Source organism: Cupriavidus sp. 10L43_2, from assembly GCF_056395265.1.
The window spans coordinates 40005-66362 of the sequence record NZ_JBFTJE010000023.1; the positions used below are offsets into that span (position 1 = coordinate 40005).

General features: G+C 66.9%; 24 protein-coding genes and 1 tRNA gene. 11 read left to right on the plus strand and 14 right to left on the minus strand.

Translation table 11 applies throughout. The features are described 5' to 3' along the window. Positions 1–328: 328 nt before the first annotated feature. From AC1DEL_RS24890 to AC1DEL_RS24915, 6 genes are all read left to right on the plus strand, one after another. Positions 329–1285 carry a Bug family tripartite tricarboxylate transporter substrate binding protein gene (locus tag AC1DEL_RS24890; protein ID WP_092290974.1) on the plus strand — a complete coding sequence of 319 codons (957 nt, stop codon included), beginning with the start codon at positions 329–331 and terminating at the stop codon, positions 1283–1285. 137 nt (positions 1286–1422) lie between these two features. Continuing rightward, the gene (locus AC1DEL_RS24895) at positions 1423–1905 is read left to right on the plus strand and encodes a tripartite tricarboxylate transporter TctB family protein (RefSeq protein WP_477126355.1); all 483 of its coding nucleotides are present in this window, start codon (positions 1423–1425) and stop codon (positions 1903–1905) included. A gap of 19 nt (positions 1906–1924) precedes the next feature. Further along, positions 1925–3439 (plus strand): tripartite tricarboxylate transporter permease, encoded by a 1515-nt coding sequence (locus AC1DEL_RS24900; protein ID WP_092290978.1) that lies wholly within the window; start codon positions 1925–1927, stop codon positions 3437–3439. Positions 3440–3534: 95 nt separating this feature from the next. Further along, positions 3535–3975, plus strand: a complete 441-nt coding sequence (locus AC1DEL_RS24905; RefSeq protein ID WP_092290980.1) for a PaaI family thioesterase — start codon at positions 3535–3537, stop codon at positions 3973–3975. A 19-nt stretch (positions 3976–3994) separates the two neighbouring features. Next, on the plus strand, positions 3995–4924 hold the full coding sequence (locus AC1DEL_RS24910) for a patatin-like phospholipase family protein (RefSeq protein WP_255370691.1): 930 nt from the start codon (positions 3995–3997) through the stop codon (positions 4922–4924). Between the two features lie 69 nt (positions 4925–4993). Further along, a complete protein-coding gene (locus tag AC1DEL_RS24915; RefSeq protein WP_092290984.1) occupies positions 4994–6475 on the plus strand; it encodes a dihydrolipoyl dehydrogenase family protein in 1482 nt (493 codons plus the stop codon). Between the two features lie 60 nt (positions 6476–6535). Here the strand turns inward: AC1DEL_RS24915 and AC1DEL_RS24920 are convergent. From AC1DEL_RS24920 to def, 8 genes are all read right to left on the minus strand, one after another. After that, positions 6536–6611 (minus strand) — tRNA-Phe (locus tag AC1DEL_RS24920). A gap of 62 nt (positions 6612–6673) precedes the next feature. Next, a complete protein-coding gene (locus AC1DEL_RS24925; RefSeq protein ID WP_092290986.1) occupies positions 6674–7393 on the minus strand; it encodes a response regulator in 720 nt (239 codons plus the stop codon). A 51-nt stretch (positions 7394–7444) separates the two neighbouring features. Continuing rightward, positions 7445–9925, minus strand: a complete 2481-nt coding sequence (locus AC1DEL_RS24930; protein ID WP_477159207.1) for a sensor histidine kinase — start codon at positions 9923–9925, stop codon at positions 7445–7447. Further along, positions 9922–10812, minus strand: coding sequence for a DUF4390 domain-containing protein (locus tag AC1DEL_RS24935; RefSeq protein WP_092290990.1), 891 nt, complete (start codon positions 10810–10812; stop codon positions 9922–9924). Before AC1DEL_RS24935 ends, AC1DEL_RS24930 begins: the two co-directional genes overlap by 4 nt. Positions 10813–10820: 8 nt before the next feature. Continuing rightward, positions 10821–12194 (minus strand): 16S rRNA (cytosine(967)-C(5))-methyltransferase RsmB, encoded by a 1374-nt coding sequence (gene rsmB, locus AC1DEL_RS24940; protein WP_477126356.1) that lies wholly within the window; start codon positions 12192–12194, stop codon positions 10821–10823. 128 nt (positions 12195–12322) lie between these two features. Then, positions 12323–13183 (minus strand): zinc metalloprotease HtpX, encoded by an 861-nt coding sequence (htpX, locus tag AC1DEL_RS24945; RefSeq protein WP_092290994.1) that lies wholly within the window; start codon positions 13181–13183, stop codon positions 12323–12325. A gap of 140 nt (positions 13184–13323) precedes the next feature. Further along, complete coding sequence (fmt, locus tag AC1DEL_RS24950; RefSeq protein ID WP_477159208.1) at positions 13324–14319, minus strand: methionyl-tRNA formyltransferase; 996 nt, start codon at positions 14317–14319, stop codon at positions 13324–13326. A 110-nt stretch (positions 14320–14429) separates the two neighbouring features. Then, complete coding sequence (def, locus tag AC1DEL_RS24955) at positions 14430–14936, minus strand: peptide deformylase (protein WP_092290998.1); 507 nt, start codon at positions 14934–14936, stop codon at positions 14430–14432. A gap of 161 nt (positions 14937–15097) precedes the next feature. Between def and AC1DEL_RS24960 the strand changes: the two genes are divergently transcribed. The 4 genes from AC1DEL_RS24960 (at position 15098) to AC1DEL_RS24975 (ending at position 20784) form a co-directional block, all read left to right on the plus strand. Further along, entirely contained in the window at positions 15098–16273 is a 1176-nt protein-coding gene (locus AC1DEL_RS24960) for a LysM peptidoglycan-binding domain-containing protein (RefSeq protein WP_092291000.1), read from the plus strand. Beyond that, positions 16270–17433, plus strand: a complete 1164-nt coding sequence (dprA, locus tag AC1DEL_RS24965) for a DNA-processing protein DprA (RefSeq protein WP_477106208.1) — start codon at positions 16270–16272, stop codon at positions 17431–17433. The genes AC1DEL_RS24960 and dprA overlap by 4 nt, the downstream gene beginning before the upstream one ends. A gap of 75 nt (positions 17434–17508) precedes the next feature. Beyond that, entirely contained in the window at positions 17509–17910 is a 402-nt protein-coding gene (locus AC1DEL_RS24970; RefSeq protein ID WP_477126367.1) for a thioredoxin domain-containing protein, read from the plus strand. A 165-nt stretch (positions 17911–18075) separates the two neighbouring features. Next, the gene (locus tag AC1DEL_RS24975; protein ID WP_477126357.1) at positions 18076–20784 is read left to right on the plus strand and encodes a DNA topoisomerase III; all 2709 of its coding nucleotides are present in this window, start codon (positions 18076–18078) and stop codon (positions 20782–20784) included. A gap of 64 nt (positions 20785–20848) precedes the next feature. Here the strand turns inward: AC1DEL_RS24975 and AC1DEL_RS24980 are convergent, their stop codons facing one another. From AC1DEL_RS24980 to AC1DEL_RS24990, 3 genes are all read right to left on the minus strand, one after another. After that, positions 20849–21268 (minus strand): type II toxin-antitoxin system HicB family antitoxin, encoded by a 420-nt coding sequence (locus AC1DEL_RS24980; RefSeq protein WP_441591586.1) that lies wholly within the window; start codon positions 21266–21268, stop codon positions 20849–20851. A gap of 15 nt (positions 21269–21283) precedes the next feature. Further along, positions 21284–21469 carry a type II toxin-antitoxin system HicA family toxin gene (locus AC1DEL_RS24985; RefSeq protein WP_441591585.1) on the minus strand — a complete coding sequence of 62 codons (186 nt, stop codon included), beginning with the start codon at positions 21467–21469 and terminating at the stop codon, positions 21284–21286. A 115-nt stretch (positions 21470–21584) separates the two neighbouring features. Then, a complete protein-coding gene (locus tag AC1DEL_RS24990; protein ID WP_441591584.1) occupies positions 21585–22502 on the minus strand; it encodes a LysR family transcriptional regulator in 918 nt (305 codons plus the stop codon). A 190-nt stretch (positions 22503–22692) separates the two neighbouring features. Between AC1DEL_RS24990 and AC1DEL_RS24995 the strand changes: the two genes are divergently transcribed. Then, a complete protein-coding gene (locus AC1DEL_RS24995; RefSeq protein ID WP_477126358.1) occupies positions 22693–22944 on the plus strand; it encodes a hypothetical protein in 252 nt (83 codons plus the stop codon). A 129-nt stretch (positions 22945–23073) separates the two neighbouring features. Here AC1DEL_RS24995 and AC1DEL_RS25000 read toward each other — a convergent pair whose 3' ends face one another. The 3 genes from AC1DEL_RS25000 to AC1DEL_RS25010 form a co-directional block, all read right to left on the minus strand. Next, the gene (locus tag AC1DEL_RS25000; protein WP_092291008.1) at positions 23074–23514 is read right to left on the minus strand and encodes a hypothetical protein; all 441 of its coding nucleotides are present in this window, start codon (positions 23512–23514) and stop codon (positions 23074–23076) included. A gap of 206 nt (positions 23515–23720) precedes the next feature. After that, positions 23721–23915, minus strand: coding sequence for a YbdD/YjiX family protein (locus tag AC1DEL_RS25005; protein WP_092291010.1), 195 nt, complete (start codon positions 23913–23915; stop codon positions 23721–23723). A 35-nt stretch (positions 23916–23950) separates the two neighbouring features. Then, the gene (locus tag AC1DEL_RS25010) at positions 23951–26026 is read right to left on the minus strand and encodes a carbon starvation CstA family protein (RefSeq protein ID WP_477126359.1); all 2076 of its coding nucleotides are present in this window, start codon (positions 26024–26026) and stop codon (positions 23951–23953) included. Positions 26027–26358: the final 332 nt, after the last annotated feature.

The following is a 26358-nucleotide window of genomic DNA, read 5'->3' on the forward strand; positions in this document are numbered from 1 at the left end:
GTCCCTTTTTCATCGTTTGTCCGTCGCCTGTTCCGCACTGCAACGTGCGGCAGGCAACTGTGGTCAATCGTAGTGATATGTCTGACGTCAGCCAAGTCAAAGATGTTTAGATCAGACTTCCTCGCACTTGTCTGTGGCGAAAACCATGCAGTGGGTAGTGCGTGTGCCGTCCGGCGCGTGTCGGCGGGGCCAGACAAAGCAGACAACCCTCACGTAAACCCCATGCGAATTCCTGTCGGTTTGACAGGCTTTTGACAGTTACCGACCTCTAGAATCCAGCCCACAGCTATCACTAGCTATCCATTCCAAAAAAAGACAGGAGACCGCGATGCCTCGCACGCTTGCCCGCTTTGCCCATGTCGTCCTCGCCGCCGCCACGCTGGCCGCGGCCCCGGCCTACGCCGTGGACAGCCTGAAGGTCATGATCGGCGCCAACCCCGGCGGCGGCTACGACCAGACCGGCCGCACGATCGGCGCGGCGATGATCGCGGCAGGCACCGCCAAGACCGCGTCCTATGACAACAAGGGCGGCGCCGGCGGCACCATCGGCCTGACCCAGTTCGTCAACACCGACAAGGGCAACCCCAACGCGCTGATCGTGACCGGCGCGGTGATGGTCGGTGCCATCGAGACCAACCATCCGCCCGTGACGCTGAAGAACGCCACGCCGATCGCCCGCCTGTATGCCGACACCATGGTCCTGACCGTGCCGGCCAGCTCGCCGCTGAAGTCCATCAAGGACCTGACCGCGCAGCTCAAGGCCAACCCGGGCAGCGTGAGCTGGGGTGGTGGCTCGAAGGGTTCGATCGACCACATCCTGGCCGGCCTGATCGCCAAGGACATCGGCGTGGATCCGAAGAAGATCAACTACGTGCCGTTCGCGGGCGGCGGCGAAGCCTCCGCGTCGATCATGGGCGGCCACGTGACCGTGGGCATTGCCGGCGTGTCCGAGTTCCTGCCCTTCATCAAGAGCGGCAAGATGCGCGCGCTGGCGGTGACCTCGAAGGACCGCACCGCCGACATCCCCACGCTCAAGGAGCAGGGCGTGAACGTGGAGATCTATAACTGGCGCGGCGTCTACGGCGCGCCGGGCATCACGCCCGAGCAGCGCAAGGCGATGATCGACGCCGTGGTCAAGGGCACCGAGAACAAGGTCTGGAAGGAAGCCCTGACGAAGAATGACTGGACGCCCTTCCTGCTGACCGGCGACGAGTTCGGCAAGTTCGTGGATGCCGAGTCGACCCGCCTGGGTGGCACGCTGCGCGAACTGGGCGTTGCCAAGTAAGTCCGGCGGATTCATCGCCAACTGCACGACTCGCCTCACCGCCCCACCCGCCCCACCCGCGCGCCCCAACAATAATCACAATCCTGTCACGCTCGTCGTGACCGCGCGGGTGGTGGCCATCCCTCCGGGAGCCCACCATGAAACCATCGCATGTCTCCATCGGCATCGCCGTCCTGGCGTTGTCCGCCTTCTTCCTGGCCGGCCTGTCCGGCATCTCGGGCGAGGAAGGCTACGCCGGCCTGTCGCCGCGCTTCGCGCCCACCCTGGTCGCCATCGGCCTGGCCGTGTGCGGCGCGCTGCTGACCTGGCAGGGCGTGCGCGGCGGCTTCCGCAATATGCCGGAGGAAGATGCCGAGTTGCCCGAGGCGCCACACAACTTCAAGGGCTTCCTGTGGGTAGCGGCGGGCCTGGTGCTGAACATGGTGCTGATCGGCACGCTCGGCTTCGTGCTGTCCTCCACGCTGATGATGGTCTGCGTGGCRCGCGGCTACGGCAGCCGCCGGCTGGTGCGCGATGCGCTGATCGGCCTGGGCCTGACGCTGCCGATGTGGGCGTTGTTTGAATTCTTGCTCGGCATCAACCTGCCGCTGCTGCCCCTTTTGTCGATCTCCGGCTTCTGAACCGGCGGGAGGAATTGCCATGGATACCCTGAACCAGTTGATGCACGGCTTCGCCGTCGCCATCACACCGATCAACCTGATGTGGGCCCTCGTGGGCTGCTTCCTCGGCACCGCCATCGGCGTGCTGCCGGGCATTGGCCCGGCCCTGACCGTGGCGATGCTGCTGCCGCTGACGGCCAAGGTGGAACCCACCGCCGCGCTGATCATGTTCGCCGGCATCTACTACGGCGCGATGTACGGCGGCTCGACCACCTCCATCCTGATGAACACGCCGGGCGAGTCGTCCACCATGGTCACCGCCATGGAAGGCAACCTGATGGCCAAGAACGGCCGCGCCGGGCCGGCGCTGGCCACGGCGGCGATCGGCTCCTTCGTGGCGGGCACCATCGCCACCGTGCTGCTGTCGATGTTCGCGCCGGTGGCGGCGGACGTGGCGCTGCAGTTCGGCCCGGGCGAGTACTTCATGATCATGCTGCTGGCCTTCACGACCGTGTCGGCCGTGCTCGGCTCGTCGCTGCTGCGCGGCATGACCAGCCTGTTCCTGGGGCTCGGCATCGGCCTGATCGGCATCGATTCGCTGTCCGGCCAGACCCGTTACTCGATGAACATCCAGGAGCTTTACGACGGCGTGGATATCGTCGTGGTGGCCGTGGGCCTGTTCGCCGTGGGCGAGGCGCTGTTCAACGCGTTCTTCCCGCAGCCGGCCGGCTCGTTCAACAAGCTCAGTTCCGTCCACATGAACAAGTCGGACTGGAAGCGCTCGGTGCCGGCCTGGCTGCGCGGCACGCTGATCGGCTTCCCGTTCGGGCTGATTCCGGCCGGCGGCGCGGAGATCCCGACCTTCCTGTCGTACGCGACCGAAAAGAAGCTCTCCAAACACCAGGACGAGTTCGGCAAGGTGGGCGCCATCGAGGGCGTGGCCGGCCCCGAGGCCGCCAACAACGCCGCCGTGACGGCCACGCTGGCGCCGCTGCTGACGCTGGGCATTCCGACCTCGAACACCACCGCCATCCTGCTGGCGGCGTTCCAGAACTACAACCTCCAGCCCGGTCCGATGCTGTTCCAGACCTCGGGCGATCTGGTCTGGGGCCTGCTGGCGTCGCTGTACATCGGCAATGTGATGCTGCTGGTGCTGAACCTGCCGGCGATCGGCCTCTGGGTGCGCATGCTGCGCGTGCCCACGCCGCTGCTGTACGGCGGCATCCTGATCTTCGCGGGGCTCGGTGCGTACGGTATCCGCCAGTCGTGGTTCGACCTGCTGCTGCTGTTCGTGATCGGCCTGCTGGGCATGGCCATGCGCCGCTTCGACTTCCCCACGGCGCCGGTCATCGTCGGCCTGATCCTGGGGCCGATGGCCGAGAAGCAGCTGCGCAATGCGCTGTCGATTGGCCAGGGCGACTGGAGCCTGTTCGTCAAGCAGCCGATCTCCGCCACGATTCTGGCGATGACGGTGGCCGTGGTGGTGGTGCCGCGCGTGCTGCGCTGGCACGCCAGCCGCAGCAGTGCCCGCGCCGCTGCCGACAACGCGGCGTAGCCGTCGCCCGCCCCGGCCGGCGGGGTCTTGCAGTGCATCACACGGGGGGCTGCGGCCCCCTGTATCATTGGCGAAACCCGCTCGACAGGATCGCCATGCCGGAACCGACCTCCGCACCGACCGCAGCGCCCGCCTTCACCCTGGCTGATGTCGATGCCACGCTGGAACGCGTGCTCGCCCCGTGGGTGCGCCAGCTTGGCCTGCGAGCCGAGGCGGTGGACGACCAGGGCGTGACGCTGCGCCTGCCGTTCAGTGAGACTTTTCGCCATGCCGGCGGCGTGGTGTGCGGGCAGGTACTGATGTCGGCAGCCGATACGGCGATGATCGTCGCCATCTCCCGGGTGCTCGGGGAGTTCCGCCCGATGACCACGGTCAGCCTGACCACCAACTTCATGCGGCCTGTGATCGACGGCGACGTGCGCGTGCGCGCCAACGTGCTGCGGCTCGGCAAGACCGTGGTGTTCGGCGAGATCGAGCTGACCGGCACCGACGGCAAGCTGGCGGTGCAGGCCACCACCACCTACGCGCTGCTCTGACATCCAGGACCATCCGACGATGATGACTGGCGCCGCGCCAATCTCCTCCGCCCCTCCCCAGCCGCTTTCCCAGCCGTTCGACCAGATCGTGTTCGCCGGCGGCGGCAACCGATGCTGGTGGCAGGCCGGCTGGTGGGACACCGTGGCGCCCGAGCTGGCGCTGCGGCCGCGCGTGATTGCGGGCATCTCGGCCGGGGCGGCTACGGCGTGCATGGTCCATGCGCATGATTCGCACCAGACCATGGCCTATTACCGCGACATCCTGGCCAACAACACGCGCAACGCCTACTGGGGCAACCTGCTGCGGCGCGAGCGCGTGTTTCCACATTACGGCATCTATCGCAACGCGCTGCTGTCGCTGTTCGGCGATAACCGGCTCGCGCGGCTCCAGGCCGCGCCCGAGATCCGCATCGGCGTGGCGCATATCCCGCCGTGGAGCGGCCCGCGCCTGGCCGTGGCCGCCGGGCTGCTCGCGTACAACATCGACAAGCACCTCCTCAAGACGCTGCACCCGCGGCTGGGCCGCAAGCTGGGCTTCCGGCCCGAGTTCGTGCGCGCGCAGGATTGTGCTTCGCCCGAGGATCTGGCCGATCTGCTCTTGCAGTCGGCCTCCACGCCGCCGTTCACACCGGTACTGAAGCGCCAGGGGCGCGCGGTGCTCGATGGCGGGCTGGTGGACAACGTGCCCGTCGATGCGCTCGACCCGGCCCCCGGCAACGTGCTGGTGCTGGTGACGCGGCTGTACCCGCGCCCGCCCCGCTTCGTGCTGGCGGAGGGCGGCCAGCGCCGGCTGTACCTGCAGCCGTCGCAGCGCGTACCCATCTCGAGCTGGGACTACACCCGGCCCGAGGCCATGACACATGCCTACGATCTGGGCCGGCGCGACGCGGAAGCGTTTCTGCGCGACTGGCCCACGATCCGGGACGAGGAATTGTTGCCGGCGCCCTGAGTGGTTGCGCCCACGGGCGCCGGTCGGTCGTGTTGAATGCGGCGATGCGCCGCGTACAAGGAGACATGGATGACTAAGCGCCAGGCAACACCCGAGACCGCCACCCCGGCACCGGCCAAGGAGCGCCGCCGCGCGCGCGAGATCAGCGCGGCGCCCGTGGTGGAGAACGTGCCGCGCCGCAAGCGCAATGGCCGGCCGGGCAAGGCGCGCGAGGCGGACCTCGTCGTCATCGGCGCGGGTTCCGGCGGCGTAGCGGCGGCCCGGCGCGCGGCGTCGCTGGGCGCGCGCGTGATCCTGGTCGAACGTGGCGCCATCGGCGGCACCTGCGTCAATCGCGGCTGCGTGCCCAAGAAGATGCTGTCCTACGGTGCCACCTGGGCGGCCATTTTGTCCGATTGCCTGTCTCACACGGGCGGCAAGGAGGACTGGCGCGATGCCATCGTGCGGGTCAATGCCGAGGTCGCGCGTCTCAACGCGTCTTATGCCCAGCGGCTGACCGAGGCCGGCGTGGAGATCCTGCACGGCGAGGCCCGGCTGACGAGCCCGACCGAGATCGTCGTCGGCAACGAAACCCTGCGCACCCGCAAGACGCTGATCGCCACGGGCGCGCGGCCGCGCGTACTGCCGGTGCCCGGCGGCGAGCTGGCGAGCACGTCCGACGATGTGTTCACGTGGCAGACCGTGCCGGCGTCGATGGTGGTGATCGGCGGGGGGTATATCGCCGTGGAACTGGCGTCGATCCTGTCGCGCTACGGCGTCAAGGTCGACCTGCTCGTGCGCGAGGACCGGCTGCTGCCGCGCTTCGACCACGACGTCTCCGCCTCGCTGGCCGGGGCGCTGGCCGCCAAGGGCATCCGCCTGCATTTCAATACCGAGGTGACGCTGCTCTCGCAGGCCAATGGCGCGACCGAGGTCTGCTATACGCAGGACGGCAACCCGGGCCGTACCCAGACCGTGCGCGCCCAGGCGGTGCTGTCGGCCATCGGTCGACAGGCCAATGTGGAGGGGCTGGGGCTCGAGGACATCGGCATCGAACTGGGCGAAAAGGGCGGCATCGTTGTGGACCGCCAGTTCCGCAGCGCGGAGCGCGCGCTGTACGCGGTGGGCGACTGCATGGCCGAGAACCTGCACCTGACGCCGGTGGCCATCGCACAGGGCCGCTGGGTCGCGGACCGCCTGTTCGGCAAGCGCGGCGACCTGGCCGATTTCGACATCGTGCCCACGGCCGTGTTCTGCGAGCCGGCCATCGGCGTGGTGGGCATGACGGAGGCGCAGGCCATCGAGGACGCGGGGAAGCCGGAGCGCATCCGCACCGAAATCAAGCGATTTGTCTCATTGGAAAACCGCTTCGGCGGCAGTTCGCAACAGTCGATGATCAAGCTGGTGCTGAACGCGCGCAGCGGCCGGGTGCTCGGCGTGCATTTGATGGACAACGCCGCGCCCGAGATCATCCAGGCGCTGGCGGTGTCGCTGCGGCTGGGGCTCAAGGCCTCGCACCTGAAGACGACCCTGCCCCTGCATCCGACGGTGGCGGAGGAGATGTTCGGGTAGGCGCTAAACCATTGACCCCAAACGCAAAAACGGACGCCGAAGCGTCCGTTTTCTTGTATCTGGTGGCCTGGGACGGAATCGAACCGCCGACACAAGGATTTTCAATCCTCTGCTCTACCGACTGAGCTACCGGGCCAAAGAAGCGAAACTATATCAGCGCGAAACCGGCCAGTCAAGCGCCCCGTGCATCACTGTCGGTCATTGTTCGGTGGGCTCGGGCTTGTTGCGACCCAGCTCCACGCCGAGCTGCTTGAGCTTGCGGTACAGGTGGGTACGCTCGAGGCCGGTCTTCTCGGCCACGCGTGTCATGCTGCCGTGTTCGCGCACCAGGTGGTATTCGAAATAGGCACGCTCGAACAGATCGCGTGCCTCACGCAATGGCATGTCGAAGGAGAAGTGCATCTCGGCCTCGGGCAGGCGTGCCGGATTGCCGTTCGCGGCGATCTCCGCGGGCATCTCGGCGGGCGCCAGCGCGGCCGCGGCGGCTTCGCCCGTGGCAGAGGTGGCGGCAGGCGCCGCGCTGGCCGCCGTCGGCGCCGTACGCGGGCGTTCGATGCCGCGCGCCAAGCCTTGCTCCACGGCGGACAGCAACTTCTGCAGCGCGATGGGCTTCTCGAGGAAGTTCAGCGCGCCAATCTTGGTCGCCTCCACAGCGGTGTCAATCGTGGCGTGGCCAGACATCATGATGACCGGCATCGTCAGGTAACCCTGTGCCGACCATTCCTTGAGCAAGCTGACGCCATCGGTATCTGGCATCCAGATATCGAGCAATACCAGATCGGGCGTCCCCGCCGCACGGTACTCGCGTGCCTGCTGGGCGTTCTCCGCCACTTCGACCACATGGCCTTCGTCACTCAGGATCTCCGAGAGTAATTCCCGGATGCCCATTTCGTCGTCGACTACGAGGATGGTTGCCATACTTCCCCTCTTAACCCCACCGCAGCGCCACCGGACGGTGACGCAGTTTGACTATGCCAGTTTAACGAACAGGATCGAGATCTGTGCCCCGATGATCTCGGCGCCGTCCATGCGATTGCGTAACTCGATGCGCGCGCCGTGTTCGTCAATGATCTTCTTTACCATCGCCAGCCCGAGACCCRTACCCTTGGCTTTCGTGGTCACATACGGTTCGAACGCCCGACTGAGAATACGGGGTGCGAATCCTGGACCATTGTCCGCGATGGACAGCTTGACGGCCTGCCGGTCTTCGCCAGCAGAATCTTTGTATTCTACAGTCTCGGTGTGCAGAGTGATATGGGGCGCCGCCCTACCGGCCGCCACGTTGTCCGCCACCGCATCCTGCGCATTCTGCAGCAAGTTGTGGATCACCTGCCGCAACTGGGTCGGATCTCCCTTTATTTCAGGCAAATCGGGCCCCAGCGCCGAATGGATCACGGGATGCTCGTGCACCCCGGGCTCGTCGATCCCATACAGATGCAAGACTTCTGCCACCAGGTGATTCAGCGCCAGCGTCTGCACTACGGCGGGCGGCGTACGCGCGTAATCGCGGAAGTCGTCAACCATGCGTTTCATTGCCGCCACTTGGTTAACGATCGTTGCGGCCCCGCGCTTTAGCACTTCCGCATCGGTTGTCTCCAATTTCGGCGAAAGTTTCATCTGCAGGCGCTCCGCCGAGAGTTGGATCGGGGTGAGCGGATTCTTGATTTCGTGGGCCAGCCGGCGCGCCACCTCGCCCCAGGCGACCGAGCGCTGGGCCGAGATCACATCGGAAATATCGTCGAAAACCACCACGTAGCCGGGCTCGTCGCGGCTGCCGCCCGGCAGGTGGGCGCCGCGCACCAGCAGCGTCAGCGGCTGTTCCTCGTCGCCCTGCGGCAGTTCGATCTGCTTCTGCCAGTGCCGCGCGCCGCCCAGCACCTCGCTGGTGTTCTGCTCGGAAAACGCCTGGCGCACGATCTCGGTGAACTCGCCCAGCCCTGGAATCTGCTCGGCCGGCTGGCCCAGCACGCCGGCGAAGGGCTGGCGGAAGATGCGCTCGGCGCCGGGGTTGGCGGTCAGCAGCGCAAAGCGCCGGTCGAACACCAGCACGCCGGCGGTCAGGTTCTGCAGCACGCTTTCCAGGTAGGCCTTCGACTGCTCCAGCGCGGTGCGGTTTTCCTCCACGGCGATGCGGGCCTCGGACAACTGGCGCGTCATCGCGTTGAACTGCTGCGTCAGCATGCCCAGTTCGTCGCGGCTTTTAAGTTCACGCTTGGGTGAGAGATCGCCCTCGGCCACCTCCTTGGTCCCCTGCAGCAGCATCAGCAGCGGCCGGGCGAGCTGGCCGCCCAGCAGCAGGGCCAGCATCACGGCGATGAACACGGCCAGGAACAGCGTCAGGGTCAGCGTGCCGATGTACATCTTGCGCAGGCCGGTGCGCCCCAGCGCCTTTTCCTGGTACTCCTGATAGGCGCGCTGGACCTCGTCGGCATTGCGTGCGAGCACGGCCGGCACTGGGTGCAGCACCTGGAGGTAGCGCTCCTCGCGCACCGTATCGCCCATCAGGCCGAAGCCGGTGGCCGGTGCGTCCTCGGGGCGGCGCTCCACGGACAGCCCCGACCCGGCCCAGCGGGCACCGGGCGCGGACATGCCGGCACGCGGCGGGCGCTGCGCGCGCTGGACCGCGGCGGCTGCAGCCACGGCGGCGGCCTGCGCCTCCGCGTCGGTCGAGTTCTGCGACGGCGCCGGCCCGAGCGGAATGATCACGCGGATGCGGTACAGGTGGGTACTGTCGATGGGGCCCGTGCGCTTGCCGTCTACCGAGGGCTCGGTGCCGCCCTCCACGGCCGCATAGCCGCCGGCCAGCCGCGCCTGCTCGGCGAGCATGCCCGACGGCAGGTCCGGCACCAGCGAGGCGTAGCTGCTCGACGCCGTGGCCATCACCCGGCCGCTGCCGGTGAAGATCGCGGCCTCCTGCACGCCGTACTGCTCGCGCAGCCGGTTCAGTTGCAGCGACGTGGCCATGCCCGACGACCCCGTGAGCTGGTCCGCCATCAGCCGGGCCTTGCCCTGCAGATCGGCCAGTTGGCTGTCGATGGTGGACCGGCCCAGGTTCAGCCCGGCCTCGAGCGCCGTTTCCACGCGTACATCGAACCAGGATTCGATGCTGCGCGAGACGAACTGCAGCGAGACCAGGTAGATCAGCACGCCCGGCAGCACGCCCACCACGCCGAAGAACACGGCCAGCTTGGTCATCAGCCGCGTGCCGAACTTGCCGCGCCGGTAGCGCACCCACAGCGTCATGGCCAGTGCGCCCACGGTCAGCACCAGTAGCGCGCCGACGACGAGGTTGACCTTGAACAGCAACGTGAAATAGCGATCGAAGAATTCGGTGTTGGCCGAGGCCCCGGCCAGCAGGCCCACCAGGACCAGCGCCAGGAAGACGATGATCCCCACCACGACGCGATAGAGCACGCGGCGGAATCGGCTGTCCCAGATCGCTCCGTTCATGGCGGGCTCGATGCGGGCTGTACCAATTGGCTCGGAGACAGGACCGTGGAGACGGTCTGCGAGAACGGCGTGCGGGCATCGGCTGATGGCGCGGAGGCCGCGGCGGGCGCGGAGCCGGGGATGGCCGGCGCAGCGGGCGGTGCCGGGGGTGCCGCAGGCGGTGAGGCCGGCATCGGGGCCGGCGGTGGGGGCAGCGGCTGCGGCGCGTCGAGGTTGGTCGGCACGGTGTAGTTGAAGCGCTTCCACTCGGACGACAGGTTCCACTCGCGCGTGTTCACCGCGTTGATCTGGAACGGCTTCGGCAGCTGCGAGAGGTCGAGCCGCATGCGCAGCTCGGCGTGATAGGTTTCGCCGCGCCGCACGTCGCCGCGCTCGAACACGCGCCAGCCACGCACCTGCTGGATGAACTGCAGCGCGCCCTTGAGGCGGTTGAACGGCAGTTGCAGCCCGCCCGTGGAAACGCGGTACTGACGCGTCAGCGGCTGATACGACAGGCGCACGCTGCGGTTGGTGTTCACCGGCTTCTCGTCGAACCAGTACCAGCGCGGGCGCGAGAGCTGGAATTCGACCACGAAATAGAGCGGAATGCCCTTGTGCAGCGCGTCTTCCAGCGCCGGCGGCAGGTCGAAATCGAACGAGGTGGCCAGCTCGAAACCGCCGTCCTGGTATTCGATCTTCGCTTCGGAATTCTCGATGAGCTGCGCCTCGGCGCGGGGCGTCAGCGCTAGCAGCAGGCTCAGCAGCAGCCATGCGGTGACGGCCCAAATGCTGAGTGTGCCAAGGGTGCCCAGCGCACGCCGGCCGCTATTGGCCAGCGCGAGCGCCGGCGCCTCGCGCGTTGCGCGGCCCGGGACTCGGTGGACGAACAAGCGCAGCGGGCTCGGCATCGGTGGGATCAGGCGCGTTTCTGGAAGCGGGCGTAGTAGAAGCCATCGTGATCGGTAGGCAGACCCGATGGCGAACCGGTTGGCAGGCTGGCCGTTTCAGGCGCCTTCGTACCGGGCAGCAGTTGTCCCGGCGCTTGCAATCGTATCGCATCTGGTAGCTGCGCACCAAACCAGAGCGCCTGCTCCTCGCCTTCCGTTGGGAAAATAGAACAGGTCACGTACACCAGGATGCCGCCCGGCTTCAGCAGCCGCCAAAGTTGAGACACGATGCGACGCTGCTCATTGACGAGGCGCGCGATATCTGTCTCGCGGCGCAGCCATCGGATATCGGGATGGCGCCGCACGATGCCCGACGCCGAGCACGGCACGTCCGCCAGGATGCGATCGAACGGCTGGCCGTCCCACCAGTCCTGGGGCCGGCTCGCGTCGCCGACGATCACGTTGGCGCGCTGGCCCAGGCGGGCAAGGTTTTCGTGGATGCGGGCGGCGCGTTGCGCGTCGCTCTCCACGGCGGTGACGTCGATGTCGGCCAGCTCCAGCAGGTGGCCGGTCTTGCCGCCGGGGGCCGCGCAGGCATCGAGCACGCGCATGCCATCAGACAATTCGCAAAGGGGCGCGGCCAGTTGCGCGCCGGCGTCCTGCACCGACACATCGCCTTCGGCAAAGCCGGGCACCTGCGAGACCGGGAACGCGCGGACCAGCCGCACCGCCTGCTCGCCCACGACCGTGCCGGCCATGCCGGCGTTGGCCAGTTCAGTCAGATACTCCGGCACCGACATGCGCTGCGTGTTCACGCGCAGCGTCATCGGCGGCCGGGCGTTGACGCTCTCCGCCAACGTAGTCCACTGGTCCGGGTACGCCTTGCGCAGCTGCGCCAGCCACCAGGACGGCAGGTTGTAGCGCGCTTCCTCGTCCTGGTTGACGGTCTGCATCAGTTGCTGACGTTCACGCAAAAAGCGGCGCAGCACCGCGTTCACCAGGCCGCGCGCGTGGGCGGTCTTCGGCTCGGATGCGGCCGCGCTGACGGCCTGGTCGACCACGGTGAAATCGCTGTAGCCACCGCGCCCGACCTTGCTGGCATCGCCCTCCTCGCCTTCCAGCAGCAGCGCCAGGGCCACGGCCAGCAGGGAATCGACGAGCGCGCCGGGCGGGCGCGTGACCAGTTCGGTGACCAGCGCGCGCGTGGTGCCGAACTGGCGCACGGTGCGATAGGCCAGGTCCTGCACGGCGCCGCGCGTGGCGGCGTCGCGCACGCGGTCGAGCCGCAGGTGCGTGGCGACGTCTTCGATGGCCTGCGGCAGGGCCGTGCCTTCATTGACGCCGCGTACCGCCGCGGCGGCGCCGAGCATCTGGAAGGCAAGTGAATCGTGTTGCAGGCGCATGGAATACGAGAATTCTGAAAATGCTATGAATGACAGTGACCGGCACGGCGTGCCGATCACAAAAAAAGCCCGCCGGTTCCGGGGAACACAGCGGGCAGTTTACCCGGACTCGGGGCGCGCGGCCGGCCTCAGGCGGGATAGGTGCCCGTCTGCGCCATGTGCATCAGCCGCGCAACGCGCTCCTCGGTGGCCGGGTGGGTCGAGAACAGGTTGGCGATGCCGCCGCCCGAGAGCGGGTTCATGATCATCATCTGCGCCGTGGCCGGGTGCGCCTCGGCGGCCTGGAACGGGATACCCTGCGCGTAGCGGTGGATCTTGTCCAGCGCGCTGGCCAGCGCCTGCGGGTCGCCGCTGATCTCGGCGCCGCCCCGGTCGGCCTCGAATTCACGCGCCCGGGAAATCGCCATCTGGATCAGCGAGGCCGCCAGCGGGGCCAGGATCGCCACGGCGATGCTGGCGATCGGATTGGACCGATTGCCGTTCTCGTCGCGCCCGCCGAAGAACATCGCCATGTTGGCCAACGCCGAGATCGCACCGGCCATCGTGGCCGCGATGGTCGAGGTCAGGATATCGCGGTGCTTCACGTGCGCCAGTTCATGCGCCATCACGCCGCGCAGCTCGCGGTCAGACAGCACGCGCAGGATGCCCGTGGTGGCCGCCACCGCCGCGTGCTCGGGGTTACGCCCCGTGGCAAACGCGTTCGGCGCGTCCTCGTTGATCAGGTACACACGCGGCATCGGCAGCCCGGCGCGCTGGGACAGCTCCTGCACCATGTTGTAGAACTGCGGCGCCGTGCCGGCGTCCACTTCCTGCGCGTTGTACATGCGCAGGACCATTTTGTCCGAGAACCAGTAGGAAAAGAAATTCATGCCCAGCGCGATCAACAGCGCGAACATCATCCCGCTGCGGCCCCCGATCATGCCCCCGATGACGATGAACAGCGCCGTGATGGCGGCCATCAGCATGAAGGTCTTGACCCAGTTGAACATGGAAAAGTCTCCCAAATCGACAATCGACGTACATCCCCGCGTACCCGCCCCTGCGGGACGCGTTGACGGTTAGATCGGGACCGATTGCCGGAAATTCAATGTCCGTAGCAGGGTTTTTGCAGACGGATGTGGAGATTGCGTCACGCCGGCACGAGGCAGCGCGTGCCCGGCGGCAGCGGCTGGCCCTGCAGGAACTGTTGCGCCGGCTGGCGGCGGCCGCCCGGCTTCTGGAGTTCGGTGACCTGGAGCGCGCTGCCCTCGCCGCAGGCGATGATCACGCCGCTGGCGTCGGCCGCCAGCACAGTGCCGGGCGGGTGCGGCAGCGGCGTCGAGCTGGCCAGCGGCAGCGCCTGCCAGCACTTGATGACGGTGTCGCCCACCTGCACCGTGGCCCCGGGGAAGGGGTTGAAGGCGCGCACCTGGCCAGCCAGCGCCGTGGCCGGGCGGCGCAGGTCGAGCGGCGCTTCGTCCTTGGCGATCTTCTCGGCATAGGTCACGCCGGCCTCGGGCTGGGGCGTGGCGGCCAGCGGCTGGCCGGCCGCCAGTTGCTGCAGCGCCGCGACGATCATCCGCCCGCCCAGCGCCGCCAGCGTGTCATGGAGCGTGCCGGTGGTGTCCAGCGGGCCGATCGGCACGGCCTCGCGGGAGAGCATGCCGCCCGTGTCGAGCCCTTCGTCCATCTGCATCAGCGTGATGCCGCTCTCGGCATCGCCGGCCTCGATGGCACGGTGGATCGGCGCCGCGCCGCGCCAGCGCGGCAGCAGCGAGGCGTGGATGTTCAGGCACCCATGGCGCGGCAGCGTCAGCACCTCGGCCGGCAGGATCAGGCCGTAGGCGGCCACCACCATGACATCGGGCGCSRTGGCCGCCAGCGCATCGACGGCSGCGCCGGCYTCCTCGGGATATTTGCCCTGGCGGCGCAGCGAGCGCGGCTGCAGTACCGGCCCGAGGCCGGCATCGAGCGCAAACTGTTTGACTGGGCTGGCCTGCAGCTGCATGCCGCGGCCCGCCGGGCGGTCCGGCTGGGTCAGCACGGCCACCACCGGGAAGCCTGCGGCGTGGATGGCCTCCAGGGCGACGCGCGCGAATTCCGGGGTGCCGGCAAAGGCAACGCGCAGTGGCTGGGCTTGGGTCATGGCAGGGTTCCGCGATAAAAACGCCACCGGCCGCATGGTGGCGGCCGGGTGCATTGGGTGCTTCGGAGGGGTTAACGATAGCAGACGGCGCCGGCGCGGCGGCACCGCTGTTACATCCGCGAACGGACGCGCTTCTGGAGCTTCTGCTTGATGCGGGTGACCTTGAGCGGCGACAGGTACTCGACGAACACCTTGCCCATCAGGTGATCCATCTCGTGCTGTATACATACAGCGAGCAGATCGTCGGCATCGAGTTCGAAGGCTTCGCCCTTTTCGTTCAGCGCGCGTACGCGCACGCGGTCCGGGCGCTCCACGCGGTCGTAGACCTCGGGCACGGACAGGCAGCCCTCTTCCCAGACCTTGCGGTTGTCGCTGGCCCAGACGATTTCCGGGTTGATGAAGACCTGGAGGGCGTCGCGCGTCTCGGAGAGGTCGATCACGATCACGCGCTCGTGCACATCCACCTGCGTGGCGGCCAGGCCGATGCCCGGCGCTTCGTACATGGTTTCGGCCATGTCGCGCACCAGCGTGCGGATGCGGTCATCCACCACCTCCACGGGCTTGGCCACTTTGTGCAGGCGGGGATCGGGGTAGGTGAGGATGTCGAGTTTTGCCATGATGCTCGGGCGCAACGCCAGGTGCTGTCTACTGCCCGGCCGCGTTGCGGCGACGGGTGTTTACATGCAGAATCGGGGCGCAAGTACAAAAAATCAAGGCGGGCCGCAGCAGGCACGCTCTCTAGGGTCAATCCGGTCGCTACACCGACCGGTTCACGAAAATGCGCGATCTTACCAAAGAACAAGCGGCGTCGGGCCGCAGGCTGCACGCGTTCACCCTTCTCATGCTAAGTGTCGCCGGCATCACTGCCGGGGCGGGCATGACCGTCCAGGCCGCAGACCTCAGTGTCTCGCCGGCGCAGCAGGCGCAAGCCGACCGGACGGCACAGCAAGGCATTCCAGTTGCCGATCTGGCGCCCAGCGCGCCGGGCCAGTACACGGTGCGCTCCGGCGACACCCTGTGGGGCATCTCGGGCCGCTTCCTGCGCCAGCCCTGGCGCTGGCCCGAGCTGTGGGGCATGAACAAGCAGCAGATCCGCAATCCCCACCTGATCTATCCGGGCCAGACCCTGTATCTGGTCACCCGCGATGGCCGCGCCTACCTGAGCACGACCGCACCGGGCGGCGCGAGTGGCGATGGCCGCCTCTCGCCGCGCATGCGGGGCGAAGGCGCCGATGGCGACGCGATCCTGAGCATTCCGGCGGCCGACATCGAGCCGTTCCTGATCCGCCCGCTGGTGGTGGACAAGGACACCGTCGATACCTCGGCGCGCCTCGTGGCCCTGCCCGATGCCCGTGTCTACATGGGCCGTGGCGATACCGGCTACGCGCGCGGCATTGGCCCCGGCGATGCCTCCATCGGCAGCGACTGGCAGGCCTTCAAGCCGGCCTTGCCGGTGCGTGATCCGATCACCAACAAGGTGATTGGCTTCGAGGCCGAATACCAGGGCAGCGTGCGCGTCTCGCGTCCGCCCGAGGGCCCGGACGCCGTGACCACGGTGCAGGCCACTCAGTCGCTGCAGGAAATGGGCCCCGGCACACTGCTGCTGCCCCAGCCCCCGCGCGAGCTGGTGCGCTATGTGCCGCACGCGCCCGAGACCGACGTGAATGCCCGCATCGCAGCCGTATATGGCGGCGTGCAGTACGGCGGCGCCAAGCAGGTGGTGGTGCTGAACGTGGGCACCGATGCCGGGCTCGAGCCGGGCCATGTGCTGGCGCTCTCGCGTGACGGCGGTCTGGTCAAGGATCCGACGGACAGCAATCGCACCATCCGGCTGCCCGACGACCGGTACGGGCTGGCCTATGTGTATCGCGTGTTCCCGGGTATCTCGTACGCGCTGGTCACCGATGCCACGAACCTGATGAAGGTTGGCGACATCGCCACGACGCCACGTTGACCGGTTGGCGCGCGCCGGAGGGCGCGCAAGTCTCCGGGCCGGCCCTGGGCAAGGATGCGGGGCTGGCCGACGTTGCGGCGTGGCTGCGGCTGATCGCCACGCCAGGACTGAGCGCAGCGGCCGCGCGCCGGCTGCTGGGCGCGTTCGGCCTGCCGTCGGCGGTGCTGGCGCAGCCCGCTGCCCGACTGCATGGGCTGGTGCCGCCCGCCATCGCCCAAATCCTGACCGCCCCGCCCGATGCCACGCTGGCCGCGCTGATCGCGCGTACCGAGGCATGGCTTGCCGTACCCAACCATCACCTCGTCACGCTCGCCGATGGCGATTACCCGGCGCGGCTGCTCGACCTCGCCGATCCCCCGCTCCTCCTCCACGTCAATGGCCGGCGCGATGCGCTGGCAGCGCCGTCCATCGGCATCGTCGGCGCGCGCAAGGCCACCGTGCAGGGGGCGAAGGACGCCCACGCGTTTGCCGCTGCCCTGTCCGGGGCGGGATTCACGGTGGTGTCCGGCCTCGCGCTCGGTATCGATGCAGCGGCCCATGCGGGGGCGATGTCCGGCGCCGGCGGCACGATTGCCGTCATCGGCACGGGTATCGATGTGGTGTATCCGGCACGCCATCACGCGCTGGCGCATGAGATCGTCGACCGAGGCGGCGCCATCCTCAGCGAATTTCCCCTTGGAACGCCGCCGGTGAGCCACCACTTCCCCAAGCGGAACCGGCTGATCGCGGCACTGGGCCAGGGCGTGCTGGTGGTCGAGGCGGCCGAGCGGTCGGGGTCGCTGATCACGGCGCGGCTGGCGTCGGAGCTGGGGCGCGAGGTGTTCGCGATACCCGGGTCGATCCACGCGCCGCTCTCGAAAGGCTGTCACCGGTTGATCCGGCAGGGCGCCAAGCTGGTGGAAAGCCTCGAGGACATCGTGGAGGAGTTTCCCGACCTCGCCCCGTCATCGGCCAGACCCGCCGGGGCGGAGGTTGCCGACCCCCGCCCGACCCCCGCCGACGCATTCGGCGCCGCCCTCGCCTATGATCCTGTGACACTCGACGCCTTGTGCGCCTGCAGCGGAATGTCGGCGGATGCGGCGTCGGCAGCGCTTTTACAGCTGGAACTGGCCGGCGCGGTGGAGCGATTACCGGGCAACCGCTACCGGCGGCTCGGGTAAGGGGCGCCAAACTCTATACAATCTGCCGGCAATTGCCGCGGCTGGTGCCGTAGGCTGCTCATGTTTTCGACTGCCATGACCGTTTACTTTCCCGAACAAGACGCCGCGGCGCTGCGCCAGGCGTTGGCCGCGCGGCCAGCGGGCCGGCTGGTGGCCTGCCTGTGCGCGGACTGGTGCGGGACGTGCAAGGACTATATGAGTGGCTTTGCGGCGCTGGCAGCGCGCTATTCCGGCGACTGCTTTGTCTGGATCGATATCGAGACCCACGCCGACCGGCTCGGCGAGGACATCGACATTGAGAATTTTCCGACGGTGCTGATCCAGCCCGTGGCCGGCGGCGATCCGCATTTTTACGGCACGGTGCTACCTCATCTGGAAGTGTTGGAGCGAATGCTGGACCGTGGGGCGTCGATGCCCGCGGCCGCATCGGAAATTCCCGAAGTGCTCGACTGGTTACTCGAGAGCCACCCCGGCTGATGCCATGTGCTGCCTGAGCCTCAGGCGGCGTTTGCTTGCACCGCCGACGGATGCGCGCTTATTATTGGCGCCTCAAAGCCCAGGCGTGCTGTTTACATAATTAGCAGTGCCAATCAAGAGGCGCTGGCTTCCCCTGGAGGGGGCCGTGCCGCAAGGACCCGTTCAATGTCTAAAGCCCTCATCATCGCGGAAAAGCCATCGGTCGCCGCCGATATCGCGCGCGCCCTCGGGGGCTTTACCAAGCACGACGAGTACTTCGAGAGCGACAACTACGTGCTGTCTTCGGCCGTGGGCCACCTCGTGGAGATTGCCGCGCCGGACGACTACGAGGTCAAGCGCGGCAAGTGGAGCTTCGCCAATCTGCCGGTGATTCCGCCGCACTTCGACCTGCGCCCGATCCAGAAGACCGAATCGCGGCTGAAGGTGCTGAACCGGCTGATCAAGCGCAAGGACGTGACCGGCCTGATCAACGCCTGCGATGCGGGGCGCGAGGGGGAACTGATCTTCCGCCTGATCGCGCAACAGGCCAAGGCCAAGCAGCCGGTGCGCCGGCTGTGGCTGCAGTCGATGACGCCGCAGGCCATCCGCGACGGGTTTGCGCAGTTGCGCGACGACCTGGAAATGATGCCGCTGGCCGATGCCGCGCGCTGCCGGTCGGAGGCCGATTGGCTGGTCGGCATCAACGGCACCCGGGCGATGACCGCATTCAACAGCAAGGGCGGCGGTTTCTTCCTGACCACGGTGGGCCGGGTGCAGACCCCGACGCTGTCGATCGTGGTGGAGCGCGAGGAGAAGATCAAGCATTTCGTGGCGCGCGACTACTGGGAGGTGCACGCCGAGTTCATCGCCGCCAAGGGCCTCTATGAAGGCCGCTGGTTCGACCCGAAGTTCAAGAAGAACGAGTTCGACCCCGAGGCGCGCGAGGCGCGCCTGTGGAGCGAGGCCGAGGCCAAGAGCATCGTAGCCGCCTGCCGCGACAAGCCGGGCACCGTCACCGAGGAATCGAAGCCGTCGACGCAGCAGTCGCCGGCACTGTTCGACCTGACCACGCTCCAGCGCGAGGCCAACTCGCGTTTCGGCTTCTCCGCCAAGAACACGCTGGGTCTGGCCCAGGCGCTGTACGAGAAGCACAAGGTGCTGACGTACCCGCGTACCGACGCCCGCGCGCTGCCCGAGGACTACCTGGAGACGGTCAAGGAGACCATGGGCATGCTGGCCGACAGCTCGCCCAACTACCTGACCCACGCCAAGAAGATCCTGGCCAGCGGCTGGGTGAAGCCGAACAAGAAGATCTTCGACAACAGCAAGATCAGCGATCACTTCGCCATCATCCCGACGCTGCAGGCGCCCAAGAACCTGTCCGAGCCCGAGCAGAAGCTGTATGACCTGGTGGTGCGCCGCTTCCTGGCGGTGTTCTTCCCGGCTGCCGAGTTCCAGGTGACCACCCGTATCACCGAAGTGGCCGGCCACCACTTCAAGACCGAGGGCAAGGTCCTGGTCAATCCGGGCTGGCTGGTGATCTATGGCCGCGAGGCGCAGGGCAAGGACGACAAGGACGCCAACCTGGTGCCGGTGGACAAGGGCGAGCGCGTCAAGACCGACAAGGTCGAGTCCGTCGGCCTGACCACGCGCCCGCCGGCGCGCTACAACGAAGCCACGCTGCTCTCGGCGATGGAAGGCGCGGGCAAGCTCGTCGACGACGACGCGCTGCGCGAGGCCATGGCAGGCAAGGGCCTCGGCACGCCGGCCACGCGCGCAGCCATCATCGAAGGGCTGCTGACCGAGAAGTACCTCGTGCGCGAGGGCCGCGAACTGATCCCGACCGCCAAGGCGTTCCAGCTCATGACGCTGCTGCGCGGCCTGGGCGTGCTCGAACTGACGCAGGCCGAGCTGACCGGCGAGTGGGAGCACAAGCTGTCGCAGATCGAGCGCGGCCGGCTCAAGCGCGACGAATTCATGCGTGAGATCGCGCAGATGACGCAGCAGATCGTCAAGCGCGCCAAGGAATACGACAGCGACACCATTCCGGGCGACTACGCCACGCTGGACACCCCGTGCCCGCAGTGCGGCGGCCAGGTCAAGGAAAACTACCGCCGCTTTGCCTGCACCGCGTGCGAGTTCTCGATCAGCAAGATCCCGGGCGGCCGCCAGTTCGAGATCGAGGAAGTCGAGGAACTGCTGCTGAAGAAGGAAATTGGTCCGCTGCAGGGCTTCCGCAGCAAGATGGGCCGGCCGTTYGCSGCCATCCTGAAGCTGGCCAAGGGCGACGACGGCAACTGGAAGATGGAGTTCGACTTCGGCCAGAACGACGATGACGCCGATGGCGAGCCGATCGACTTCAGCGCCCAGACCCCGCTGGGGTCGTGCCCGAAGTGCAGCGGCGCGGTCTACGAGCACGGCATGAAGTACGTCTGCGAGAATGCCGTAGGCAGCGAGAAGACCTGCGATTTCACCACCGGCAAGATCATCCTGCAGCAGGAAATCTCGCGCGAGCAGATCGGCAAGCTGCTGACGGCCGGCAAGACAGACCTGCTAACCGGCTTCAAGTCGTCCCGCACGGGCCGCAACTTCAAGGCGTTCCTGGTGAAGCAGCCGGACGGCAAGATCGGCTTCGAGTTCGAGGTACGTGAGCCGAAGGCTGGCGCCAAGGGCGCCGCAGCCAAGACCGCCAAGGGGGCCAAGGCCACTGAAGCGGCCGAAGGTGCCGAGACCGAAGCCGCCACGGCCAAGCCGGCGGCGAAGAAGGTAGCCGCGAAGAAGGCGCCCGCCAAGAAGGCTGCAACGAAGACCGCGACCAAGACCGCCACCGCCAAGACCCCGGCCGCCAAGAAGACCCGCGCCGCCACCAAGGCGACGGCCGACGCCGAAGAGTAAAAGCCCGCGCGGCGCGAGCCGGGCGGGCTTTCTTCGAGCGACGAAGGCAGGCAACGCGGCGGAATCAGACCGCCAGCACCTCCAGGCGCTTGCCCAACTGGTGGAACGCCGCTTCGATCTGTTCGATCTTGGACGAGTGGCGCAGATCCAGCAGTCGGTCGACTTGCGGCATATGCAGCGCCAGCCGCCGCGCCAGTTCCGCCTTGCGCACCCCTTGGGTCAGCAACTCGTTTGCCAGTTGGACCTTGGCCGCGACAAGCGCGGGCAGCACCACGGTGCGTTGGCCTCGCTTTGGCTTCGAGCCTCGCGGAATAATGCGCTTCTCCTGGAAATAGATCTCGAAAGCCGCCTCGAGGGCGTCGAGGCCCTCCACGAGCGCGTCCGCTTCATCCTCGCCAACCGAGGTCGCTTCGGGAACGTCGGGGAAAGTGACAAGCAATGTGCCGTTGTCATCCGGCGTGAGGTTGACTGGGTACGCGTACATTTGGGGCCTCCCCGCTTACTTGATACCGAGCTGCTTCTTGATGGCTTCGACCAGTCCCGTGCCCATTTCCTTGGAACCATGGTCCGGAAAGATGGTGGTCCTGCCACGGAGCGTCACCCGGTAGTGGCTCGAGCCGCTTCGGTGCCGCTCAAACGTGGCACCTTGCTGGCGCAGCCATTTCCGAAACTCGCTGTATTTCATGCGCCTCCAGATGCGTCGGGAGGTGTGCATGGTACAACACAAATGTTGTGTTTTGTTGTGAAATTCTACAACATTTTTGTTGCGTTTTGGGTGGCGTGTTTCGAGTCGCGTTTGACTACGGCTTCTGTCCGCTGGCTTCGCCGGCCCGCTTCGTGCCTTCCTCGAGCAGGAAGTCGATGAAGGCGCGCACCTTGGTCGGCAGGAACTTCCGGCTGGGGTAGACCACGCTCACGTCGCGGCGCGGCAGTTGGTATTGGGGCAGGATGTGCGTGAGGCGGCCGGCTTCGATGTTGGGCCGGGCGAGGTAGGAGGACAGCATGGCGATGCCCATATTGGCCAGCGCGGCCTGGTGGGCCAGTTCGGCGTTGCTGCACAGCAGGCCCGGCCGGATCGCGACCGTGACGTCGCCTTCGGGGCCGGAGAGCGTCCATTCGTGCTCGGCCGTCGGCAGCCGCATGGCGATGCAGCGGTGGTTGGCGAGGTCCTGGGCATTACGCAGCGGTGGGTGCGCGCGCAGGTAGCCGGGCGAGGCACACAGGATGACTTCGGCCGAAATCAGCGGCCGTGCCACGAGGTGCGAGCCGAGACCCAGGTCGGACAGCATCACACCAACATCCCGGCCTTCTTCCACGATATCGACGATACGGTCCGAGAGCAGCACGTCGAACACCACGTCCGGGTAGAGCTGCTGGAAGCGTTCCAGGGTCTGCGGCAGCAGGTGGAGGCCGAACATGACCGGCGCCACCAGCCGCAGCGTGCCCGAGAGCGACTGGCTGCGCGCCGTGACCACCGATTCGGCTTCTTCCACATCCTCGAGGATCTGGCCGCAGCGCTGGAGGTAGGTTTCGCCGGCGTCCGTCAGCGAGAGGCTGCGGGTGGTGCGGTTCAGCAGCCGGGTGCCCAGGTGGCTTTCCAGGTCCGCCACATAGCGCGTGACCACGGCATTGGACATTTCCAATTGCTGCGCCGCACGTGCAAAACTGCCAAGTTCCACCACCTTGGCGAAGACGCGCATCGATTGAAGCCGATCCATGACATAGTCTCCCGATTCACCCGTGAACTTTTACACGATCCGGGGGATTTATTGTGAAAAGCACAATCAATCATTGTGGATGGCAATATTTATTCATATCAGGGGAATGCCTAATATCGCATCACCTGATGCCGCATCGCAACATCCACATTCCGAGCGCCGGCATCCACGAAAAACGAAAGGATTTGCCATGAAGCGCCAATTTGCCCTGACCGTTGCCCTGGTTGCCGCCCTCTCCGCCGCCCCGGCGTTCGCCAAGACCTCGTTCGACCCGTACACCGACGGCGCCAAGTCCACCAGGTTCGACTCCTTCACCGACGGTGCCCGCACCGGCAAGTTCGATTCGTTCGGTGAAGGCGCCCGCACTGGCAGGTTCGACTCCTTCGGCGAAGGCGCCCGTGCTGGCAACTTCGACGTCTACACCGACGGCGCCGCGCTCTGATCTGAGCCCGCCAGTCGCCAAAAAGCCCGTACCTGACCGGTACGGGCTTTTTGTTTATGCGCGCGATGTTTGCTGCGCGCCATGGAAAAACGGGCCCGAAGGCCCGTTTTTTCGTTTCCAGCCAACGACTTAGTCGTCGTGGCGATGGCCATGGCGGCGATGCTTGCTCTTCTTGTAGTAGCGGCGATCGTCGTCGTAGGAGTTGCTGCGCGAGACGTTGCCGCCCAGCGCCGCACCGGCCGCGCCGCCCAGGCCCGCACCCACCAGGCCGCCCGTACGGCCGCCCATGGCGTTGCCGGCCGCCGTGCCGGCGCCGCCGCCCAGGGCGCCGCCGATGATGGCACCGGTGCGTTCGCGCTTGCTGGAGGTCAGCGCGCCGCCGGCGCCGCCGCCCACCGCGCCGCCGATCACGGAGCCGGTGCTGCCGCCCAGCGCGCCGCCCACGGCAGCGCCAGCCACGCCGCCCAGACCACCGCCGAGTGCATTGTTCAGGTCACCCCCTGCAAACGCCGGCAGCGCAGCCGCGGAGAGGGCAAGGGCCAGAGTGAGGGTGCGAAGATGGCGAGACATCGTGTTTTCCTTTATCAGTCGTGCATCTGGAACCGGAGTGTAGAGAACGAGCCGTGCCGTTGCTGTAACCAGTTGTGAGGCCCTGTAACCCGCTCCAGAAACGGTATCTATTGGTTAAAAATCGCGGTGTAAACACAACACCCGATTACCGGGGATGAAAAAAGCGACCCCGTAGGGTCGCTTTCGTCACGTCATGATGGATGACGTCAGCAGCACTTGCCCTGCCCGCCGCCGTACCGCGCTTCCTGGCGTTCGCGGAAGAATTCCTCGTACGTCATCGGCGCGCGGTCCGGGTGGGTGGACTCCATATGGGCCACGTAGGTCTGGTAGTCGGGCAGCCCGACCATCAGCCGCAGCGACTGGCCGAGGTAGCGGCCCATGGTCCCGATTTGGTCCAGCATGGTGGCCTCCTGTGGATGGCGATTGGGTTGCGTACTCAGTGCTGCGCGGCCGAGGTGCCGGCCGGCCGCGGCTCGAACGGCGTCTCGCTGTCCGTGCGCTTGGTGATGCCGCGTGCCGCCATGGCCGTCTTGAAGCCATAGAAGACAATCGACAGCACCACGAACATGAACAACGCGCACAGGCCGGCGTCCAGGTAGTCGTTGAAGACGATGCGGTGCATCTGCTCCATCGTCTTGGCCGGCGCCAGGACCTTGCCCTGGGCGATGGCGTCGCTGAACTTGGCCGCGTGGGTCAGGAAGCCGACCTTCGGATCGGCATCGAACAGCTTCTGCCAGCCGGCGGTCAGCGTGCAGATCAGCAGCCACACGGTCGGCAGCGCGGTCACCCACGCGTACTGGCCGCGCTTCATCTTCACCAGCACGCAGGTGCCCAGCACCAGTGCCACGGCAGCCAGCATCTGGTTGGAGATGCCGAACAGCGGCCACAGCGTGTTGATGCCGCCCAGCGGATCGACCACGCCCTGGTACAGGAAGTAGCCCCAGGCCGCCACGGTCAGCGCGGTGGCGATCAGGTTGGCCGGCAGCGAGTCCGTGCGGCGCATGGACGGCACGAAGCTGCCCAGCAGATCCTGCAGCATGAAGCGGCCGGCGCGGGTGCCCGCGTCCACGGCGGTCAGGATGAACAGGGCTTCGAACAGGATGGCGAAGTGGTACCAGAACGCCATCATGGCCTGGCCGCCCACCACCTGATGCAGGATGTGGGCGATACCCACGGCCAGCGTCGGCGCACCGCCGGCGCGCGAGATGATCGTGTTCTCGCCGACATTCCTGGCGGTCTCGATCAGCACGTCAGGGGTGATGACAAAGCCCCACGTCGACACGACCTGGGCCACGGCTTCCGGCGTCGTGCCGATCACGGCCGCCGGGCTGTTCATCGCGAAGTACACGCCCGGCTCGATCACCGAGGCGGCCACCAGCGCCATGATGGCGACGAAGGACTCGGCCAGCATCGCACCGTAGCCGATGAAGCGCGCGTGCGACTCGTTCTCCAGCAGCTTGGGCGTGGTGCCCGACGAGATCAGCGCGTGGAAGCCCGACACCGCGCCGCAGGCGATGGTGATGAAGAGGAACGGGAACAGGTTGCCCGACCACACCGGCCCGCCACCCTGGGCGAACTGCGTGAACGCCGGCATCTTGAGTTCCGGCGCGACGATCACGATGCCGATGGCCAGCGCGATGATCGTGCCGATCTTCAGGAACGTGGACAGATAGTCACGCGGCGCCAGCAGCAGCCACACCGGCAGCACGGCGGCGATGAAGCCGTAGATGATCAGCATCCACGTCAGGGCCTTGCCGTCGTAGGTGAACAGCGGCGCCAGCGTGGCGCTCTCGTGCACGTACTGGCCGCCGATGATGGCCAGCATCAGCAGCACGAAGCCGATGACGGAGACCTCGCCGATACGGCCCGGGCGGATGTAGCGGGTGTAGATGCCCATGAACAGCGCGATGGGGATGGTCACCGCCACGGTGAACGTGCCCCACGGCGAGCCGGCCAGCGCCTTCACCACGATCAGCGCCAGCACCGCCAGGATGATGATCATGATCATGAAGCAGCCGAACAGCGCGATCATGCCGGGCACCGTGCCCATCTCGGACTTGACCAGGTCGCCCAGCGAGCGGCCGTCGCGGCGCGTGGAGATGAACAGGATCATGAAGTCCTGCACCGCCCCGGCGAACACCACGCCGGCCAGGATCCACAGCATGCCGGGCATGTAGCCCATCTGCGCGGCCAGCACCGGGCCGACCAGCGGGCCGGCGCCGGCAATCGCGGCGAAGTGGTGGCCGAACAGCACCGCCTTGTTGGTCGGCACGTAGTCCAGGCCGTCGTTGTGGCGCCACGCGGGCGTCATGCGTTTGGGGTCGAGCTGCATCACCTTGTCGGCGATGAAGCGGCTGTAGTAGCGGTACGCGATCAGGTAGATGCAGAGCGCGGCAACCACGATCCACAGTGCACTGACGGCTTCCCCGCGCGACAGCGCGACGGTGGCGAAGGCAAACGCGCCGAGCACGGCGACGGCCAGCCACAACAGGTGTTGTCCGATGCGATTCATGTTGAAGGGTCTCCTCAGACCGGATATGAAAAACCTGGCGACGCGGATGGCGGGCAGAGTGGGTGGTGCCGGGGCGGCGGCGGACGATCCTGCGAGGAAAGGGGGTCTCCTGGATGTCTGCGGCGTGCCCGGTCTGTTCTCGTCTGTTCCGGATCTGGTCGGCAGGCAGGAGCGCACCGAACCGTGGGCGCGGCGCGCTGACTGCAACGGATTGTGCAGCGCAGGGGCGCACCGCCAATCCGGCGTGTAGTATTGACACCCGCTCCAGCCGGCACAAGCGCGTAACTACGCAACGGGCTTGCGTAGTACTACGTAAGGCCACGCTGCCATGC

Excerpts from the sequence above, each read along its gene's own strand:
- AC1DEL_RS24985 (WP_441591585.1), bottom strand. The coding sequence starts at position 21,469 with ATGAAATACAGCGAGTTTCGGAAATGGCTGCGCCAGCAAGGTGCCACG.
- AC1DEL_RS24900 (WP_092290978.1), top strand. The coding sequence starts at position 1,925 with ATGGATACCCTGAACCAGTTGATGCACGGCTTCGCCGTCGCCATCACA.
- htpX (WP_092290994.1), bottom strand. The coding sequence starts at position 13,183 with ATGTTCAACTGGGTCAAGACCTTCATGCTGATGGCCGCCATCACGGCG.
- AC1DEL_RS25010 (WP_477126359.1), bottom strand. The coding sequence starts at position 26,026 with ATGAATCGCATCGGACAACACCTGTTGTGGCTGGCCGTCGCCGTGCTC.
- AC1DEL_RS24995 (WP_477126358.1), top strand. The coding sequence starts at position 22,693 with ATGAAGCGCCAATTTGCCCTGACCGTTGCCCTGGTTGCCGCCCTCTCC.
- AC1DEL_RS24910 (WP_255370691.1), top strand. The coding sequence starts at position 3,995 with ATGATGACTGGCGCCGCGCCAATCTCCTCCGCCCCTCCCCAGCCGCTT.
- AC1DEL_RS24915 (WP_092290984.1), top strand. The coding sequence starts at position 4,994 with ATGACTAAGCGCCAGGCAACACCCGAGACCGCCACCCCGGCACCGGCC.
- AC1DEL_RS25005 (WP_092291010.1), bottom strand. The coding sequence starts at position 23,915 with ATGCTGGACCAAATCGGGACCATGGGCCGCTACCTCGGCCAGTCGCTG.
- AC1DEL_RS24990 (WP_441591584.1), bottom strand. The coding sequence starts at position 22,502 with ATGGATCGGCTTCAATCGATGCGCGTCTTCGCCAAGGTGGTGGAACTT.
- AC1DEL_RS24925 (WP_092290986.1), bottom strand. The coding sequence starts at position 7,393 with ATGGCAACCATCCTCGTAGTCGACGACGAAATGGGCATCCGGGAATTA.
- AC1DEL_RS24960 (WP_092291000.1), top strand. The coding sequence starts at position 15,098 with ATGCGCGATCTTACCAAAGAACAAGCGGCGTCGGGCCGCAGGCTGCAC.
- def (WP_092290998.1), bottom strand. The coding sequence starts at position 14,936 with ATGGCAAAACTCGACATCCTCACCTACCCCGATCCCCGCCTGCACAAA.
- AC1DEL_RS24890 (WP_092290974.1), top strand. The coding sequence starts at position 329 with ATGCCTCGCACGCTTGCCCGCTTTGCCCATGTCGTCCTCGCCGCCGCC.
- AC1DEL_RS24970 (WP_477126367.1), top strand. The coding sequence starts at position 17,509 with ATGACCGTTTACTTTCCCGAACAAGACGCCGCGGCGCTGCGCCAGGCG.
- AC1DEL_RS24905 (WP_092290980.1), top strand. The coding sequence starts at position 3,535 with ATGCCGGAACCGACCTCCGCACCGACCGCAGCGCCCGCCTTCACCCTG.
- AC1DEL_RS24980 (WP_441591586.1), bottom strand. The coding sequence starts at position 21,268 with ATGTACGCGTACCCAGTCAACCTCACGCCGGATGACAACGGCACATTG.
- AC1DEL_RS24935 (WP_092290990.1), bottom strand. The coding sequence starts at position 10,812 with ATGCCGAGCCCGCTGCGCTTGTTCGTCCACCGAGTCCCGGGCCGCGCA.
- rsmB (WP_477126356.1), bottom strand. The coding sequence starts at position 12,194 with ATGCGCCTGCAACACGATTCACTTGCCTTCCAGATGCTCGGCGCCGCC.
- AC1DEL_RS25000 (WP_092291008.1), bottom strand. The coding sequence starts at position 23,514 with ATGTCTCGCCATCTTCGCACCCTCACTCTGGCCCTTGCCCTCTCCGCG.